16 protein-coding genes are annotated in these 15,054 nt (G+C 69.5%); 8 read left to right on the top strand and 8 right to left on the bottom strand.

What is annotated here, in order from left to right; translation table 11 throughout:
• Positions 1-255: 255 nt before the first annotated feature.
• Positions 256-879: a TetR/AcrR family transcriptional regulator gene (locus SROS_RS24210; protein WP_342632945.1), complete on the bottom strand. Its 624-nt coding sequence runs from the start codon at positions 877-879 to the stop codon at positions 256-258.
• 91 nt (positions 880-970) lie between these two features.
• On the opposite strand from SROS_RS24210, the gene SROS_RS24215 reads away from it, so the two are divergent.
• Entirely contained in the window at positions 971-2,443 is a 1,473-nt protein-coding gene (locus SROS_RS24215) for an MFS transporter (protein WP_012891545.1), read from the top strand.
• Positions 2,444-2,627: 184 nt separating this feature from the next.
• Here the strand turns inward: SROS_RS24215 and SROS_RS24220 are convergent, their stop codons facing one another.
• A complete protein-coding gene (locus SROS_RS24220) occupies positions 2,628-3,752 on the bottom strand; it encodes a serine hydrolase domain-containing protein (protein ID WP_012891546.1) in 1,125 nt (374 codons plus the stop codon).
• Between the two features lie 96 nt (positions 3,753-3,848).
• On the bottom strand, positions 3,849-4,520 hold the full coding sequence (locus SROS_RS24225) for a DUF4097 family beta strand repeat-containing protein (RefSeq protein WP_012891547.1): 672 nt from the start codon (positions 4,518-4,520) through the stop codon (positions 3,849-3,851).
• 222 nt (positions 4,521-4,742) lie between these two features.
• Here SROS_RS24225 and SROS_RS24230 point away from each other — a divergent pair, with 222 nt between their 5' ends.
• On the top strand, positions 4,743-5,477 hold the full coding sequence (locus tag SROS_RS24230; RefSeq protein ID WP_012891548.1) for a GbsR/MarR family transcriptional regulator: 735 nt from the start codon (positions 4,743-4,745) through the stop codon (positions 5,475-5,477).
• 581 nt (positions 5,478-6,058) lie between these two features.
• Complete coding sequence (locus SROS_RS24235) at positions 6,059-6,853, top strand: MOSC domain-containing protein (protein ID WP_012891549.1); 795 nt, start codon at positions 6,059-6,061, stop codon at positions 6,851-6,853.
• Between the two features lie 265 nt (positions 6,854-7,118).
• On the opposite strand, the gene SROS_RS24240 is transcribed toward SROS_RS24235, so the two are convergent.
• On the bottom strand, positions 7,119-7,628 hold the full coding sequence (locus SROS_RS24240; protein ID WP_012891550.1) for a phosphatase domain-containing protein: 510 nt from the start codon (positions 7,626-7,628) through the stop codon (positions 7,119-7,121).
• A gap of 19 nt (positions 7,629-7,647) precedes the next feature.
• Positions 7,648-8,232: a CGNR zinc finger domain-containing protein gene (locus SROS_RS24245; RefSeq protein WP_012891551.1), complete on the bottom strand. Its 585-nt coding sequence runs from the start codon at positions 8,230-8,232 to the stop codon at positions 7,648-7,650.
• An 823-nt stretch (positions 8,233-9,055) separates the two neighbouring features.
• On the opposite strand from SROS_RS24245, the gene SROS_RS24250 reads away from it, so the two are divergent.
• From SROS_RS24250 to SROS_RS24265, 4 genes are all read left to right on the top strand, one after another.
• Entirely contained in the window at positions 9,056-10,423 is a 1,368-nt protein-coding gene (locus tag SROS_RS24250; protein ID WP_012891552.1) for a tetratricopeptide repeat protein, read from the top strand.
• A 281-nt stretch (positions 10,424-10,704) separates the two neighbouring features.
• A complete protein-coding gene (locus SROS_RS24255; RefSeq protein WP_043656570.1) occupies positions 10,705-11,280 on the top strand; it encodes a TetR/AcrR family transcriptional regulator in 576 nt (191 codons plus the stop codon).
• 16 nt (positions 11,281-11,296) lie between these two features.
• Entirely contained in the window at positions 11,297-11,707 is a 411-nt protein-coding gene (locus SROS_RS24260; protein WP_012891554.1) for a (R)-mandelonitrile lyase, read from the top strand.
• Between the two features lie 28 nt (positions 11,708-11,735).
• A complete protein-coding gene (locus SROS_RS24265; RefSeq protein WP_012891555.1) occupies positions 11,736-12,350 on the top strand; it encodes a DUF4865 family protein in 615 nt (204 codons plus the stop codon).
• Between the two features lie 503 nt (positions 12,351-12,853).
• On the opposite strand, the gene SROS_RS24270 is transcribed toward SROS_RS24265, so the two are convergent.
• A complete protein-coding gene (locus SROS_RS24270; protein WP_245564244.1) occupies positions 12,854-13,246 on the bottom strand; it encodes a TetR/AcrR family transcriptional regulator C-terminal domain-containing protein in 393 nt (130 codons plus the stop codon).
• A gap of 160 nt (positions 13,247-13,406) precedes the next feature.
• Between SROS_RS24270 and SROS_RS24275 the strand changes: the two genes are divergently transcribed.
• Positions 13,407-13,958: a DUF1707 SHOCT-like domain-containing protein gene (locus SROS_RS24275; protein WP_012891556.1), complete on the top strand. Its 552-nt coding sequence runs from the start codon at positions 13,407-13,409 to the stop codon at positions 13,956-13,958.
• Positions 13,959-14,076: 118 nt separating this feature from the next.
• Here the strand turns inward: SROS_RS24275 and SROS_RS24280 are convergent, their stop codons facing one another.
• Complete coding sequence (locus SROS_RS24280; protein WP_012891557.1) at positions 14,077-14,364, bottom strand: hypothetical protein; 288 nt, start codon at positions 14,362-14,364, stop codon at positions 14,077-14,079.
• On the bottom strand, positions 14,357-14,902 hold the full coding sequence (locus SROS_RS24285) for an RNA polymerase sigma factor (RefSeq protein WP_012891558.1): 546 nt from the start codon (positions 14,900-14,902) through the stop codon (positions 14,357-14,359). Before SROS_RS24285 ends, SROS_RS24280 begins: the two co-directional genes overlap by 8 nt.
• Between the last annotated feature and the right edge of the window lie 152 nt (positions 14,903-15,054).

Genomic DNA, 15,054 nt, shown 5'->3' on the forward strand with positions numbered 1-15,054 from the left:
TCCGCCTCCGTCAAGCGGGCCGAGCATCCCACACCGCCTCCCGCGCCGAGACTGTTCAGCCCCGCGAACGTAGTCGTCGCCACCGCCTGGTGAAACGTCCAGCTGCACGACGACGCCGAACGCAACAACCTGCCGGTCGCCGGTCGTGCCCAGCAGCTACGGCTGCGCGGGAATCCGGCCGGCTCGAACCCGGGGTGTGATCGCTAACGTGCCAGATAACGAAGGTTGTCCCGCAACAGGGCATAAGCGCGCCGTTCACCCCTCACTGGCCCAGCAGGTTCGGGCCGGCTCGCCTACCCGGAAGTGGAGCCCGTCGAGCATGACGGCCAGAAGGCGATCATGGTGTGCGGGGGTCCGTTCCGCCGCCCAGGCGACCGAAGCGATCAGGGAGAAAAGGGCCGAGGCGTCGATATCGGGCCGGATCGTCCCTGCGTGCTGGGCTCTGGCCAGTAGTTGTGCCCCAGCGGCCTTGACGGCCTGGCAGGTGGCGTGGAGTTCGGATGCGGGGTCGGCGAGGCTGTCGACAAGGGCGTCGACCAGGCCGCGATAGGCCATGGCGTGCTCGACCGCGGCCGTCAGCCAGGTGGCCAAGGCCTGGTGCGGGGACGGGGAGGCGAGCAGCTCGTCCGAGCGTGCGTTCAGGCCGCGCAGGCTCTCGCCCAGCAATGCCTCCAGCAGTGCCTGGCGGGTCGGGAAGTGCCGGTAGAGGGTCACGTTGCCGACGCCGGCGGTGCGCGCGATGTCGTTCAAGGAGGCGCCAACGCCGTGCTCGGTGAAAGCCGTCCGAGCGGCCGTCAATAGACGCTCGTAATTGCGTCGCGCATCTTTGCGCCCTACGGGCCGGGCCTGCGCCGATCGATCCGCCACGGGACCCTCCACACGTTTGCTAAAACGAGGAACCTCCTCATATCTTAGCTCACCAGAAACGAGGAGCCTCCTCGTTTCGTTGTGCACCATCCTGAGGAGTGCCATGACCGAACAGAGCACGCACGTGGCGACAGCGGGATCCGGGCCCGCCGGTGCCGCCCGACGGCAGCGCCGCCCCGGCCTGGTGCTCGCCATCGTGCTGATCTGTCAGACGATGTTCATCCTGGACACCAACGTGGTGAACATCGCCCTCTCCGACATCCAGCACGACCTGGGTTTCTCCGCGACCGGCCTGTCCTGGGTGCTCAATGCCTACATGCTGGCCTTCGGCGGTCTGCTGCTGCTCGGCGGTCGCGCGGGCGACATCGTCGGCCAACGGCGGGCTCTCATCGGCGGGGTCGTCATCTTCACCGTCGCCTCACTGGCCGGAGGGCTGGCCACATCGGCCGAGATGCTGCTGGCGGCCCGTGCCGGTCAGGGGATCGGCGCCGCCATTGCCGCACCGACCGTGCTCGCCCTCATCACCGTAGGCTTTACGGACCCTGCACGCCGGGCGCGGGCGCTGGGGGCTTACGCGGCGGTCTCCGGCTCCGGCGCCGCGATCGGCCTCATCGCCGGTGGCATGCTCACCGACTGGATCTCCTGGCGGTGGGTGCTGTTCATCAACGTGCCGATCGGCATCGTCCTGCTGATCCTGGCCCCGCTGTTCATCACCGAGACCGATCGCCACCCAGGCCGCTTCGATCTGGCGGGTTCGCTGACCTCGACGCTCGGCATGACCGCGCTCGTCTACGGCTTCATCCGCGCCGCCGAGAAGGGCTTCGGCGATGTGGTCACCCTCGGCGCGCTCAGCGCGGCCGCCGTCCTGCTGGTCCTGTTCGTGGCCGTCGAGTCCCGTGCCCGGCAGCCGATCGTCCCGCTACGGCTGTTCGCCGACCGCAACCGCGCCGGCGGCTACGTCGTGCTGCTGTTCGTCCTGGCCGCGGGCAACGGCATGTTCTTCTTCCTCACCCAGTTCCTGCAGCAGGTCCTCGGCTACAGCCCTCTGCAGGCGGGATTCGCCTTCGTGCCGCTGGCCCTCGTGATCCTGGCCTCTTCCGGCGTGGCGGCCCGGCTGCTGCCGCGCCTGGGCGCCAGGACGCTGATCGCCGTCGGCGCCGCGGCGATCAGCCTGGCCCTGCTGTGGATGACACAGCTGACGCCCCAGGCCGGCTACGCCACGGCACTGCTCGGCCCCATGATGATCGCCGGTCTCGGCATGGGCATCCTGCTGGTGGGAGCCACCACCGTGTTGTCCTCCGGGATCCGAGCCGAGGATGCCGGTGCCGCCTCCGGCCTGCTCAATGTCATGCAGCAGATCGGCGGTGCGCTGGGGCTGGCCATCCTCGTCACGGTGTTCGGCGCCGCCACCCGCGCTTCGCGCGGACCGGCCCACCAGGTCCTCACCGAGGGAGTCACCACGGCCTTTACCGTCGCGGCCGCGTTCACCGCCTGCACAATCCTCCTGGCCCTGACCATGAAGAACAGGCAGGCTCCCACAGCCGGATCCGCGGCCGCGGAGGAGCTCACCCGGTGACGTAGGGACCAGCCTCATCTGCGCCCCTGCGATCCAAGGTGTCAGTTTCGGGTCGCGGTTGCGCTTCGACGTCGACCTGCCGCGGCGTGTGGTCCGGGCGGACCTGGTCGTCCATGCCGGCGGGCGCCGGCCAGGGGGAGCGGAGCCGGCTTGGCCCGTGCGGGTCCACGCCGCTCGGCCCTGTCTACTGAGCCGGCTCGGCCGCGTCAACCGACCCGGCCTGCCCGCCGCCGAACACCTCCTCGACGAGCCTCTGCGCCGCCTTCTGGAAGGCCTCTGCCATGGACAGTGCGGCGTCGTCGACATAGTTCAGCGTGGCGGTCAGGGTCTTGCTGCCGTCGGGCGTGCTGTACATCAGCGCCGCGTGGCCGCCGTGGCCGCCGTTGTGGGTGATGACGGTGCCGCCGTTCTCGCCCGCGTCCTGGACGAACACTCCCAGGCCGTAGCCGATCTTGGGATGCGGTGTGCACATCTCGGCCAGCAGCGGGGCCGGCAGGAGTTTGCCGCCCACCAGCGCGGAGATGAATGTGTGCAGGTCCTGGGTGGTCGAGATCATGTCACCGCCGCTGGAGATCCAGGAGGGGTTCTGGCGGGTGACGTCGACCGTCTTCTCCCGGCCGGCGTCCTCGTAGCGGTAGTAGGCGTGGGCGTGCGGCTCGGGGATCTCCGACTGGGTGGTCGGCGCCACGGTTCCCGACAGCCCGAGCGGCCCCAGGATCAGCCGCTGCATCTCCTCGGCGTAGCTGCGGCCGGTGACCTTCTCGATCAGCAGCCTGGCCAGTACGTAGTTGGTGTTGGCGTAGCTCCAGTCCGTCCCCGGCTCAAAGCGCGCCGGCTTGGACAACGCCAGCCGTACCAGCTCCTCCGGCCGGTAGGTCTTGAACCGGTTCTCCACCCACTCCTGGCCGCCCCAGGCGATCCCCGGCGCGAACGTCCCGTCGTCGTAGTACTCGCCGGTGAAGTTGAACACCCCGCTGGTGTGCTGCAACAGCATCCGCACCGTGATCCGCCGGTCCAGCCCGAACTCGGGCAGGTAGTCATCCGCCGGGGTGTCCAGCCCGATCTTGCCCTCGGCCACCAGTTGCAGCACCACGGTCGCGGTGAAGGTCTTGGTGACGCTGCCGATCCGGACGTGGCCGTTCGTCGGCGGCTTGGCGCTCTCGCCCAGCTTGCGCACCCCCGCGCTGCCGACCCACTCGCCCCGCTCATCGTGCACGCGCAGCGTCACCCCGGTGAAACCGGAATCGACCATCTCCTCGATGGCCTTCTGCAGCTCCGGGCGGTCCTGGTCGGTAAGGGTGATGGACATGGTGGTGTGCTCCTTTGGAACTGTTACGAAATTCTTTGGAACTGTTACGAAATTCGACTGAACGGACAGGATCGCCGCGACTGAGGGGTGTCCCTCTTACAGGCTGCGGGCGGTGATGTCGCCGTAGGCGGTGGTCGCGTGGATGGTCAGGGCGGCGTCGGCGCCATCGGCGTTCTTGAGCGCGTTGTGGATCCGGCCGTAGGAGGTGCCGGCGTCCAGGGAGGCCGAGACTCCGCGGGCGGCGCCGATGGAGATCTCGCCGGCCTCGGTGCGCAGCGTGACCGTGCCACGCACGGCCTCGGTGATGCGGAGGTCGCCCTTCTGGGTGCTGATCTGCGCGGGGCCGCCCAGGCGGCCGACCGAGACGTCGCCGGCGAGGAGGGTGAGGCGGGCGCTCGCGGTCTCGTCGAGCTTGACCGAGCCCTGCGCGGCCTCGAAGGCGACGTCGCCGAGCCGTCCGACGCCCCGGAGCTCGGCGCCGGCCGCCTGCGCTTCGATGCGGGAGCCGGCGGGCAGCTGGACGGTGACTTCGATGGATCCGGAGGCGCCGAGGATCTGGTTCTTCGCCTCCGGGGCCTTGATCCGCAGGACGCCGTCGCCGTATGCGACCTCGGTCTGCTCGGCCGCCTTCACGTCGCGGCTCTTCGAGGCGTTCGCGGGGAGGACCTCGACTACGGTGTCGGCCCGGTCGGCGGCGATGAGCTGGATGCGGCCGGCGGGGATGTCGAGGACGGCGGTCACCGGGGTGGGGGTGTCGAACTTCTGCATCGTTCTCTCCTTCGGCTCGCTGTTTCTGATGATGGAAACGCTACGTTGCATTTTTGGATATAGCAACTGATTCATTGCGTCCAAGCACCATCATTGCAGATAGAAGCCAGTATTTCGTTGCAATGATTTTGAATTTAACGCAACAATCCTCGCTCTGCTCGTTGCAATGAATCGAGAGTGAACGCTATACTGGAGACACCACAGACCACGAAGGAGACCGCGATGCCGGGAGGCAGACTCACCCAGCAGGAACGCCAGCAGATCGCGCTGGGACTGGCCGACGGCCTCGCCTACGCGGAGATCGCCAGACGCCTCGACCGTCCGACCTCGACGATCACGCGTGAGGTGATGCGCAACGGCGGTCCCACCGCCTACCGCGCCGACCTGGCCCACCGCGCCACCGAACACCGCACTCACCGCCGCAGGCGCGCCGCGCCCCGGGACCCCAACACGCCCCCGCAGGCCCACGGACGCGACGCCGAGGCCGTGCGCGAGTACGAGGAGGTGTTCGCCACCGTCTTCATGCAATCGGGCCTGCCCAAGATGACGGCCCTGGTGCTGGCCAGCCTCTACACCACCGACGCCGGCAGTCTCAGCGCCTCCGAACTCGCCGGGCGCCTCCAGGTCAGCCCGGCGTCCGTCTCCAAAGCGATCACGTTCCTCGAAAGCCAGGGCCTCATCCGCCGGGAACGCGACGAACGCCGCCGCGAGCGCTACGTCGTCGACGACGACGTCTTGTACCAGTCAACGATGGCCAGCGCCCGCGCCACCGCCCACCTCGGCGAGGTCGCCCGGCAGGGCGTCGGCATCCTCGGCCCCGACACCCCGGCCGCCGCCCGCCTGGAGAACATCGCCCGCTTCGTCGACTTCGTCTCCGAGAGCATCGCCCGCGCCGCGGACCAGGCCCGCGAGATCCTCCACATAAAACCCGAAGCGACCTCAGACAGCACTACCTGAGCCACGTTCAGACCGCGGGCAGACAACCTCGGCGACCGCCGCCGGGACATACCCCAACCGCCGGCACGCCTCGGCGTGCCGTCACCGGGCAAGCGCGGCGGCGCGAGACCCTCTCGCCACGGGTACGCCGCCGCTCCCGGCCCACGCATGGGACGACCCGGAGCCCGCCCGCGCCGCCGACAACCTCGACGGGGCGCCTGACCGGTACGGCCAGGCGCCATCCGGACCAGGGATGCCGTCCGGCGTAGCCGAGCATGGTCATGGCCTGCCGGAGATGGTCGCGTAGCTCGCTGCCCTTCTCCGGGCCAGCAAGACCTCCGAGCCTGTCGTGAGTGAAAACGGCAGGCCTGGGCGATGCCGCCGGGCCCGCTTGGAGAGAAGGTGCCAAGCCGCGTCCTCCGACGGCACCCGCGATGAATGTTTCACCAGAAGCCGCTACGGGGCTTCCGACGGACGGACCCCGCCGCCTCATCGAAGAGCATGCGAAACCCACCTCCCGGAGGGGGCCCGGCACTCCGCTCCGGACGCCCCGTGGAAGCGCTCCCATATCCCAAGAAAGCGCTTTCTCCTATCCTTGCCCAATGGAACTAGCGGAGATCCGCACCTACCCCGTCAAGTCCACCAAAGGCATCTCCCGCCCATCCGCCCACGTCCTCCCCTGGGGTCTGGAAGGCGACCGCCGCTGGGCCGTGGTGGACCCGCTGGGAGACCTGATCTGGGTAGGCGAACACCCCCAGTTCCTCTCGGTTTCGGCCGCCGAACCCCCCGAAGGCGGCCTCCGCCTGTCGGCGAAGGGCATGGGCGAACTCAAGGTCCCCCCGGCCACCGGCGCCACGCTCCCGCTGGGTTTCTCCAACCTCGACCGAGCCGTGCTCGCCCACGCCGACGCCCATGAATGGTTCACCCGCCTGCTCGGCAAGCCCGCCCGCCTCATCTGGCTGGACGACCCCGGACGCCGGACCAACACCGAGGAGCAAGGCGGCCTCTGGGACGCACCCCTCCTGCTCGTCTCCAGGAGTTCGCTCCAGCGCCTGGACGACTGGATCGCCGAAAGCGCCATGGAACGCCAGGAGCACCCCCCGGGCCCCCTCGACGTCGCCCGCTTCCGGCCCAACGCCGTCATCGACGGCGCGGAACCCTTCGCGGAGGACACCTGGACGTCGGTCCGCATCGGCGAGATCGACTTCCGCGTCTCGGAGTTGTGCGACCGCTGCGCCGCCACCACCTGGGACCCGGCCACTCAGGACCGTGGCAAGGAACCCCTGAGAACCCTGGCCAAACACCGCCGCTGGGACGGAAAGACCTGGTTCGGCATCCGCCTGGTGCCCAGGAACCTCGGCGAGCTGAGAGTCGGCGACGAAGTCCGGCCAGGCTAGCCGGTCAGGCGCTTCATGGCCGCCTTCACCACCGCGGGGCCGGTGGTCCGCCGGTAAGGCGGGAGCGAGTTGAGCAGGAAGCCGCTGTAGCGGGGCCGGGGTGACCGGATCTCCGTCCGCGCCGGGGAAGGTGAGCAGGTCGGCCGCGCGGCCCACCAGTGTCCAGCCCGGGAAGTGCTCGAAGACGGCGTGCCGGTCATGGTGGAAGACGGCGGTGTCGACATCTCGGAATCGCTCTCCCCCTCTGGGCGGAACAGCTCAAGGATCAGCGTCCTGGTCGCGCGGATCCTTGAGCTGATGGCGGGAAGCGCAGGACCCAGCGGCGCTGCCACAGGGTCTCGACGGCCCGGTGGTGATGGTTCTCGCGGGTCCAGGCGACGGCGTCGGCCGGGCCGAGGCCGGCCAGGATGGCGAGGCAGGCGACGACCGTGCCGGTGCGTCCGACGCCGCCCCCGCAGGCGACCTCCACCGCGCTGCCCGCCCGCGCCCGCTCGTGCAGCGCGCGGATGTGCCGCACGGCCAGACCGTGATCGCGGGGCAACAGGAAGTCGGGCCACTGGATCCACTCGTGTGGCCACCGCAGCTCGCTCTCGTGGCGACGGCGGAGCCGGTCGGAGCCGAGATACAGGCCGAAGCCGGGCATCGGCCCTTCCGGCAGCGGATGGCGCAGGCCGCGGCCGCGGATCCAGGACCCGTCCGGGAGCTGGAAAGCGCCTGCGAGTGGCGGCCCGCTCACCGGCTTGCCGGCTGTCGTACTGTCCGCAGGGTCGTGCATCGGGTTCTCCTTGTGTCTTTCAATGGGCGGTCAGCCGGTGCCGTGCGCGGTGATTGGCGACATTGAGCCGGTTGCCGCACAAGTCGGGCATGCAGTAGACGCGGCGCCCACCGCGGCTGGTGTCGACGAACACCCCACGGCAGCCCGGAGCAACGCAGGCGCGGAACCGGCCGTGGCCGAGCGCGCGGACGGCGCCGAGCAGGCCGACACCGATGAGCGTGGCCAGCTCCTCGGCCGGCGACGCGCCCGGCGCGGTCGGCACGTACCACTGCCAGCGCCCGCTGGAGTCGCGGTCCAGCACCGGGCTGAGACCGGCCCGCCTGGACAGCACGACAGCACCAGCGACCGCCTGCTCCTCCGTCTCGGTCTCCACGACGCCACGCGCCTCCCGGCGCAGCAGGTGAACCTCGCGGACGTCGTCGCCGGTCGGCGTCCGCCCATCCGCCAGGGCGTCGAGCCGCAGTCCGTGTCCCGCAAGGAACTGCAGCAACGCTTCAGGGGTCGACAGGGCCTCCCCTGCCGTGGTCTGCACGGTGGGTGAGGTGTTGGCCAGATCGCCGGCCATGGCCGCCCCCACCGCATAGTCGGTGATGGAGATCCGCATGCCTCACCCACTTCCCAGTAACCGTTAAAAAAAGAATATACCCCTTACATTCAGCGCGGGACTCCTGAGGTACGGCGTTACCGGAAGTCGCGGCGGCGCAGGGCGAGCAGTCCACCGCCGAGCAGGGTCGCGTCGGCGGGCCACCGCCCGCACCCGCCGCACCGGCCAGAACTCCAGCGACCGCACCCCCGGCGAACCTCCGGCGGCCGAGCCGACACCGCCTGCCAGCCGCTGACCTCAAGGCCCTCCAGTCGGGCCGGTGTCACCAGGGGCCAAGCAGCTGCGAGCGATCGGCTCCCGCCGTCCGGCGGAGAGTCCGGACCTTGTCGCGGCCGTTCATCGGCCCCGCGGGAAGGGCGGTATCCCGGACGACCGCGGAGCGCCATGGCTTCGCATTCTGATCAAGGATGCCGCCAGGAGGCTTTGGCCTGGCCTTTCTCGCCACTTCGGAGCTGATGACACCGACCCGAGCGGAGGGCCTGCTCTGCGGCTGATCGCACCGGCCCGAGCGGAGGGCCCTCATCGGGACTTCACCGCATCGTGACCTATGTCGACGACGGCCGGCTACAGACGGCTTAGCGTATGTTTCCGTCCCCCTGTTTCTCATAGGCCGGAATCGCGCTGTTCATCTGGATGATGACGAGCCTTGGTGCAGAGACGACAGCCTACGACGAAGCCCGGCAGCGCATCGTCAGCTGTGTCATCGAGTTTGTCGAAGGCATCACGGTGGTGAAGATGTTCGGGCAGGCCAAGCGGCGGCTTCCTCCGCGACGGCCGCGCGCTGCCCTGGTGGCCGGCCGGTTCGGAGAGGTGGTGTCAGCGAGTGTCACACCCGCACGAGGGGGTAGCGCGAGCGCTGGCCGAGGCGGAGCAGCAGGTGCGCCTCTTCCGGCGGCTCGTCGAGGCCGATCCCGACCGCCACTCTCCCGATCTGGCGAGCGCGTTGGACGCCCATGCCCTCCTCCTCGGCCTGTCGGCTCGGCGGGAGGACGCGGTGCCGGTCGCCCAGGAGGCCGTCGACCTCTACCGTGACCTGACCGGAAGGCAACCCGACGAATACGCCTCGGCCTTCGCCTCGTCGCTGATCAACCTCGGCAACCAGCTGGCCGAACTCGGCCATCACCACCACGCCCTCGTTCCCATGCGAGAAGCCGTCGAGCTGTGTCGCCACCTCACCTCTGCCGGCCCGGAACTGGTCTCGTCACTGGAGTTCATCGGCATCAAGCTGGGCGAGATGGGCCGCCATGACGAGGCGCTCGACGCCCTCAACGAAGCGATGGAGTTGCGCCGGTCGCTCATCGACACGGGGAGGACGGACCACGCCATCGCCCACTGGACCGGGCTGGTCGCCCTCATCCACCAGTTGCACGAAATGGGCCGCACCGGCGAGGCGCAGCCGTACCAGCGGATGGCCGCCCGCTACCACCGCCACATAGCGGCGACGCAGCCGGACTTCATCGCATTCCTCGACGAGCTGCTGAACGGGCACGGCTACTCCGTGACCGCGACCGGCTTCCGCCGCAACCCCGGTCACGGAACGGCGAGCACGCCGGACCGGGACTTGCTCGCCCGCCTGCACGAGCAGAACGAGGAGGGCATGCGGCTGATGAGGGCGGGACGACTCGACGACGCCCTCGTTCTCTTCGAGCAAGTGATCGACGTCCTGGACGGAGAATCGGCCGCCGCCGCGACGGCATCTCCGCTGTACAACCTCGCTCTCGTGCTGACGAAGCTCGGCCGATACGGTGAAGCCCTCGGCCCTCTCGACCGTGCCGTGCACATCCACCGCGCCCTGGCGACGTCCGACGCCAGGCGTCTGCCACAGCTCGCCTCGTCCCTGAACAACCTCGGCTGGCTCCTCCTGGCGCTCAGCCGGTTCGAGGACGCCCTGGTCCCCCTGAACGAGGCCGTCGCTCTCTATCGCCGGCACGTCGAATCGCCCGACGGGCACGCACGCAGCCTCTACAACCTCGGCGTCGGGTTGGGGCACCTCCGGCGCCACCGCGAGGCCGTGACCGCGGCCGAGGGAGCCGTCGACCTGCTGCGTCCACTGGCCGCCTCCGACCCCGGCGCTCATCGCGCCAGCCTCGCGGACGCGCTGACCTGGCTCGGCAAGCAGCTCAGGCACCTCGGTCGCAATCGCGAGGCCCGCGCCGCAGAGCGAGAGGCCAGGCGCCTCCAGGTGTACTGACTTCGGATCTTCAGGCGGGTCGGAGGCTCCGGATCCACGAGGCCCTTCGCTCGGGTCGGTGCGACCAGCCGCAGAGTAGGGCGTCCGTGCAGGTTGCGGCCATCTCGGAACCGTCTCTCGGAACGCGGAGGTTGTGAGAGGGATTCCGCGGCCGGCGACCTGGGGAACGCCTCGCCGGACCAGCGGGGCGCGGACCTCGCACAACTGGTCATTTGTGAGAGTCCACAGCCGCGCTGGAAGCCTCAATCGTGACTGTACCTACTAGTATGTACACTCGTTTCATGAGCACTGCGGAACGTCTCATCGCAAGCACTCGCGAGCTGCTGTGGGAACGCGGCTACACCGGCACCAGCCCGAAGGCGATCCAGCAGCGGGCCGGGGTCGGGCAGGGCAGCATGTACCACCACTTCGCCGGCAAGCCGGACCTGGCACTCGCCGCGATTCGCCGTACCGCCGAGGAGATGCGCGCCAAGGCCGAGGAGCAGTTGTCCGCACCGGGGACCAGCGTGGACCGCGTCACCGCGTACCTGCGCCGGGAGCGGGACGTCCTCAAGGGCTGTCCCATCGGACGTCTCACCCAGGACCCGGACGTCATGGCCGACCCGACGCTGCGGGCCCCGGTAGACGAAACCCTGGCCTGGCTACGTGAGCGCCTCGCCGAGGTCCTGGCCGAGGGACGCGAGCGCGGCGAACTGGACACCACGCTGGACCCGCAGGCTGCCGCCGCGACCGTCGTCGCGGTCCTGCAGGGCGGCTATGTCCTGGCCCGTGCCGCCGACTCCGTGCAGCCGTTCGACCAGGCGATCACCGGGGTGCTGGGCCTGCTGACCACACATATCTCCCCCACCCGCAAGTAGAAGGGGCCTGTTCTTCATGCGTGTTTCCCGTACACCACAGCCCACCGCTGTCGCTCCCCCCGAATGGATTGCCGGCGCGGCATGGGTCGACGAGATCGCCGCCCCCGAGGGATCGTCGCGCTTCCGGGTCGACAGGGTTCACTTCGCGCCCGGCGCACGCACCGCGTGGCATCGCCACCCTCTCGGACAGGTGCTGCACGTCACCGAAGGGACCGGGCTCGTTCAGTGCCGCGGCGGAGAGGTGCACACCATCCGGGCCGGCGACAGTGTGCGCATCGCACCGGGCGAGTGGCACTGGCACGGAGCCTCTCCCACCACCTTCATGACCCACCTGGCCATCCAAGAGGTGGCCGAGGACGGCACCGAAGCCGAACGCGGCACCCATGTCACCGAGGCCGAATACCTCACCGGCTCTCTGACCCACTGACCATTCACCGGGAAAGGCAGCACCCTTCGTGTACGCCAAGCAGTACGAGATCACCCTGCCTGCCGGCTACGACATGAGGATCATCCGCAAACGGGTAGCCGATGGCGGCCACGTCCTCGACGACCGCGCCGGCCTGGGCCTGAAGGCGTATGCCATCCGCGAACGCGGCGTCGACGGCTCGCCGGTCAACCAGTACGCCCCCTTCTACCTGTGGAACGACACCGGCTCGATGGCCCGCTTCCTCGTCGGAAGTGGCGGATTCCAGAACATCATCCGGGACTTCGGTCGCCCTGCCGCCCGCCACTGGACAGGCATCGCCTGCCACGCCGGCCCCGCCCGCACGGCTCCTCCCAGGGCGGCCTCGCGCCGCCTCACCCCGATACCTTCCGACGCGGATCCGGACGGCACTGGACTGGGCCTGTCCGCGCTGCTCGCGCGGGAGGCCGAACAGCTGCAACAGCTCTCCCGCCATGACGGCGTGCACACCGCCGCGCTGGCCGTCGACCCCCACCACTGGCAGCTGCTGCGGTTCGTGTTGTGGGCGGACACGTCCGCGCCGGACGAGGACGCGACCGAGCGCTACGAGGTACTGCACCTGTCCGCCCCGGGCCTGGGCGACCTGCCGGAGGGACAGAACTGGTAGCACCCCGGGCGCCCACGATCGCCGTCACCGGCTACGCCATCTTCTCTTCGTCCAGGCGGAGTGCCGGCAAGGATCGCGCCATCAGCCTCAAACGAACGGAAACTCGCAGGTCAACGACTCTTGTCGGGGAAAGGTAGCCGGGTCGGCGGAGTGGGGCGTCGCCAGATGCGTGTCTTCCGATCTGGGGGAACGTTCTCGTTTGAGTCTTGGAGGGACCGTCCGGTGACGGTTTGGGGATGGCATCGCCGCAACAGTGCAGCCGGGGGCCAAGGTGAGATCGTCCGGAGTTTCGTCACCGGCGGGGCGTCTCGCCGGCCGCCATGGCGGGTGTTCCGTCACAAGGGGCGCCAGGCAGGTCGGGCTGCGCGACCGGGGGTGCGCCAGATGGCCTCCTGCCGGAGGCTCGGCCGCCCGCGGAAGGGTCGCGGCAATATAGTCGAGGACGCGCTCCAGTGCGTACCGGAACTGGTCGTCGCGGCTCAGGCGCGGCCGGCGCGACTCCATCACGATCTTGGTGAAGATCGGGTACTCCCGCTGTTCACCAACTGCTGGATGCGCGGGTAGCTCCACGCCATCCACTCCGACTCGCTGAGCCCGCCGCGGCGGACTTCCTCGGCCGAGCCGATCTCCTCGCGGACGGTGCCCTCGACATAGCTGTTCGGCATGGCGCCGTGAGGCGGAGGTTCTCGTCGATGGAGATGTGGACGGCCAGGGGGCCCATCACTCGTTCGATCAGCAGCAGCTGGTTGGGGCCGGAGTGCCCGGTGCACGGTGATGATCCACGGGTGCCTCAGCCACATGGCCCGCAGCCCGTCGGCGTAGCGGGTCAGGTCGGCGCGCCAGTCGCCCGAGGGCATGCCCGTGACGTCGATCTCGCCCTGCAGCCGGTCGGCCATGAGCTCGACCAGGTTGTCGCGGCTCGGGCCGCATCCAGATGCTCCCGCACTCGGCGCCCGTCACCGTTCCACCCTCTACTTGCGTACATAGTACCCAGCAGCTTAGCCTGGCCGCCATAACCGCGTACAACTTACCCAGTGGAGGGATCGTGACGGAACGGTGAACACCCGGGCCGGCGGGCCTGAAAACCCGCCGCTACTGGTCAACGAACACGACCGCGACACGGCCGTGACGCGCCTGCAGGAGGCATACGCCGAAGGGCACATCGAACACGAGGTGATGGACCAACGCCTCCACCAGGTGCTCACCGCCGAGACGCACAGCGAGCTCGCGCAGGCGCTGGCCTCTCTTCCGGGCGAGAATGCGGGCACCATGTCCACGATCGCCGCCGTCAGCGGACGGATCCGGCGGCGCGGCGCATGGCGGGTCCCGCGGGTCCTCAAGGTCGAATCCGCACTCGGACGGGTGCGCCTGGACCTGTCCCGGGCGGTCATCGAGCACCCGGTCATCGACATCGAGGTGCAACTCGGCATCGGCAGGGCCACCATCACGGTGCCTCGCGACGCGACCGTCGACCTCGAGCATCTGCACACCGGGTGGAAGGACACGCTCTACAAGCCCCGGCGGCGCTCCCACCCCGGCGGGCCGACGATCCGCATATCCGGGACCATGGGAATGGGACGGTTGAAGATCCGTCACGCGTGGCGTTGAGGCCCCGGTGGCGAGCCCTGCCTCATCGGGAGATCTGCGCCCGATGAGGCAGGGCCGACGCGTACGGGCGCGGCCTCAGCCGGGACATGGCCGGAGCCACACCACCCGCGTCGGCCGGCTAACGCCGCAGACCATTCGGTTCCGGGTGGGCTGCGACATGCAGCTCGCATACGCCGTCCGAGCACGACCGCCGCAGCCGTCCCATCGAGACGGTCTGCGCCAGGCCGATCAGCCAGCACGTCGGGCACCCGCGGAAGGCCAGGAACGCCACCGGCGCCAGCACCAGGCTGACCGGCCCGATCGCCGGGATCAGCGCGAACGAGCCGATCAGCGCCCCGAACCCCACCACACCACGCGCCAGGTGCCGGGGCAGCGACGCGCTGGCGAACTCGTGTCCGTCAGACATCGCGCGCCCCCTCGCCCAGCCGGTCCTGCACAGCCGCGCGGGCGCGGTACAGGCGGGACTTCGTCGCCGCCACGGTCAGGCCCAGCGCGTCGGCGGCCGTCCGGCCGCCGAGGCCCTGGACGTCCCGCATGATCAGCACCTGCCGCTGGTCGGCGGGCAGCGCCGCGATGGCTTCCGCCACCCGGGCCGCCTCCAGCCGCTGGAACATCTCGTCCTCCGCAGACCGTACGGCGGCGCCGTGGAGGGGAGGCGGTGGCCGCAGTGCCAGCCTGGCCTGGCGTACGCATTCGTTGCGGATGATCCGGAACATCCACGGCACCAGGGCGCCGGTGGCGCGCAGCGTGCCGATCTTGCGACAGAGGACGATCAACGCCTCCTGCGCCGCGTCCTCGGCCTCCTCCGGCGTGGCGCACAGGTGGCGGGCGAAGTGCCGTACGTGCGGGTGCGCACCCGACACCAGGGCGGCGATCGACTCGGCATCGCCGTCCCGGGCCGCCGCGATCAGCGCCTCGTCCGGCCAGGTCGTCGTCTCAGCCACGTGTACGCCTCCTCCGCCGCAGCACGATCACGCTACAGGTGCAGACGAGGACGGCGGCGACTGCGACGCCCACAGCAACGATCATGACAACCTCTCTCATCCATCGATGACGGAACACATAAGAGAGGCGCCGGACCCGCCGGAGGATTCAC

The organism is Streptosporangium roseum DSM 43021, from assembly GCF_000024865.1.
GTDB classification, from domain to species: Bacteria; Actinomycetota; Actinomycetes; order Streptosporangiales; family Streptosporangiaceae; genus Streptosporangium; species Streptosporangium roseum.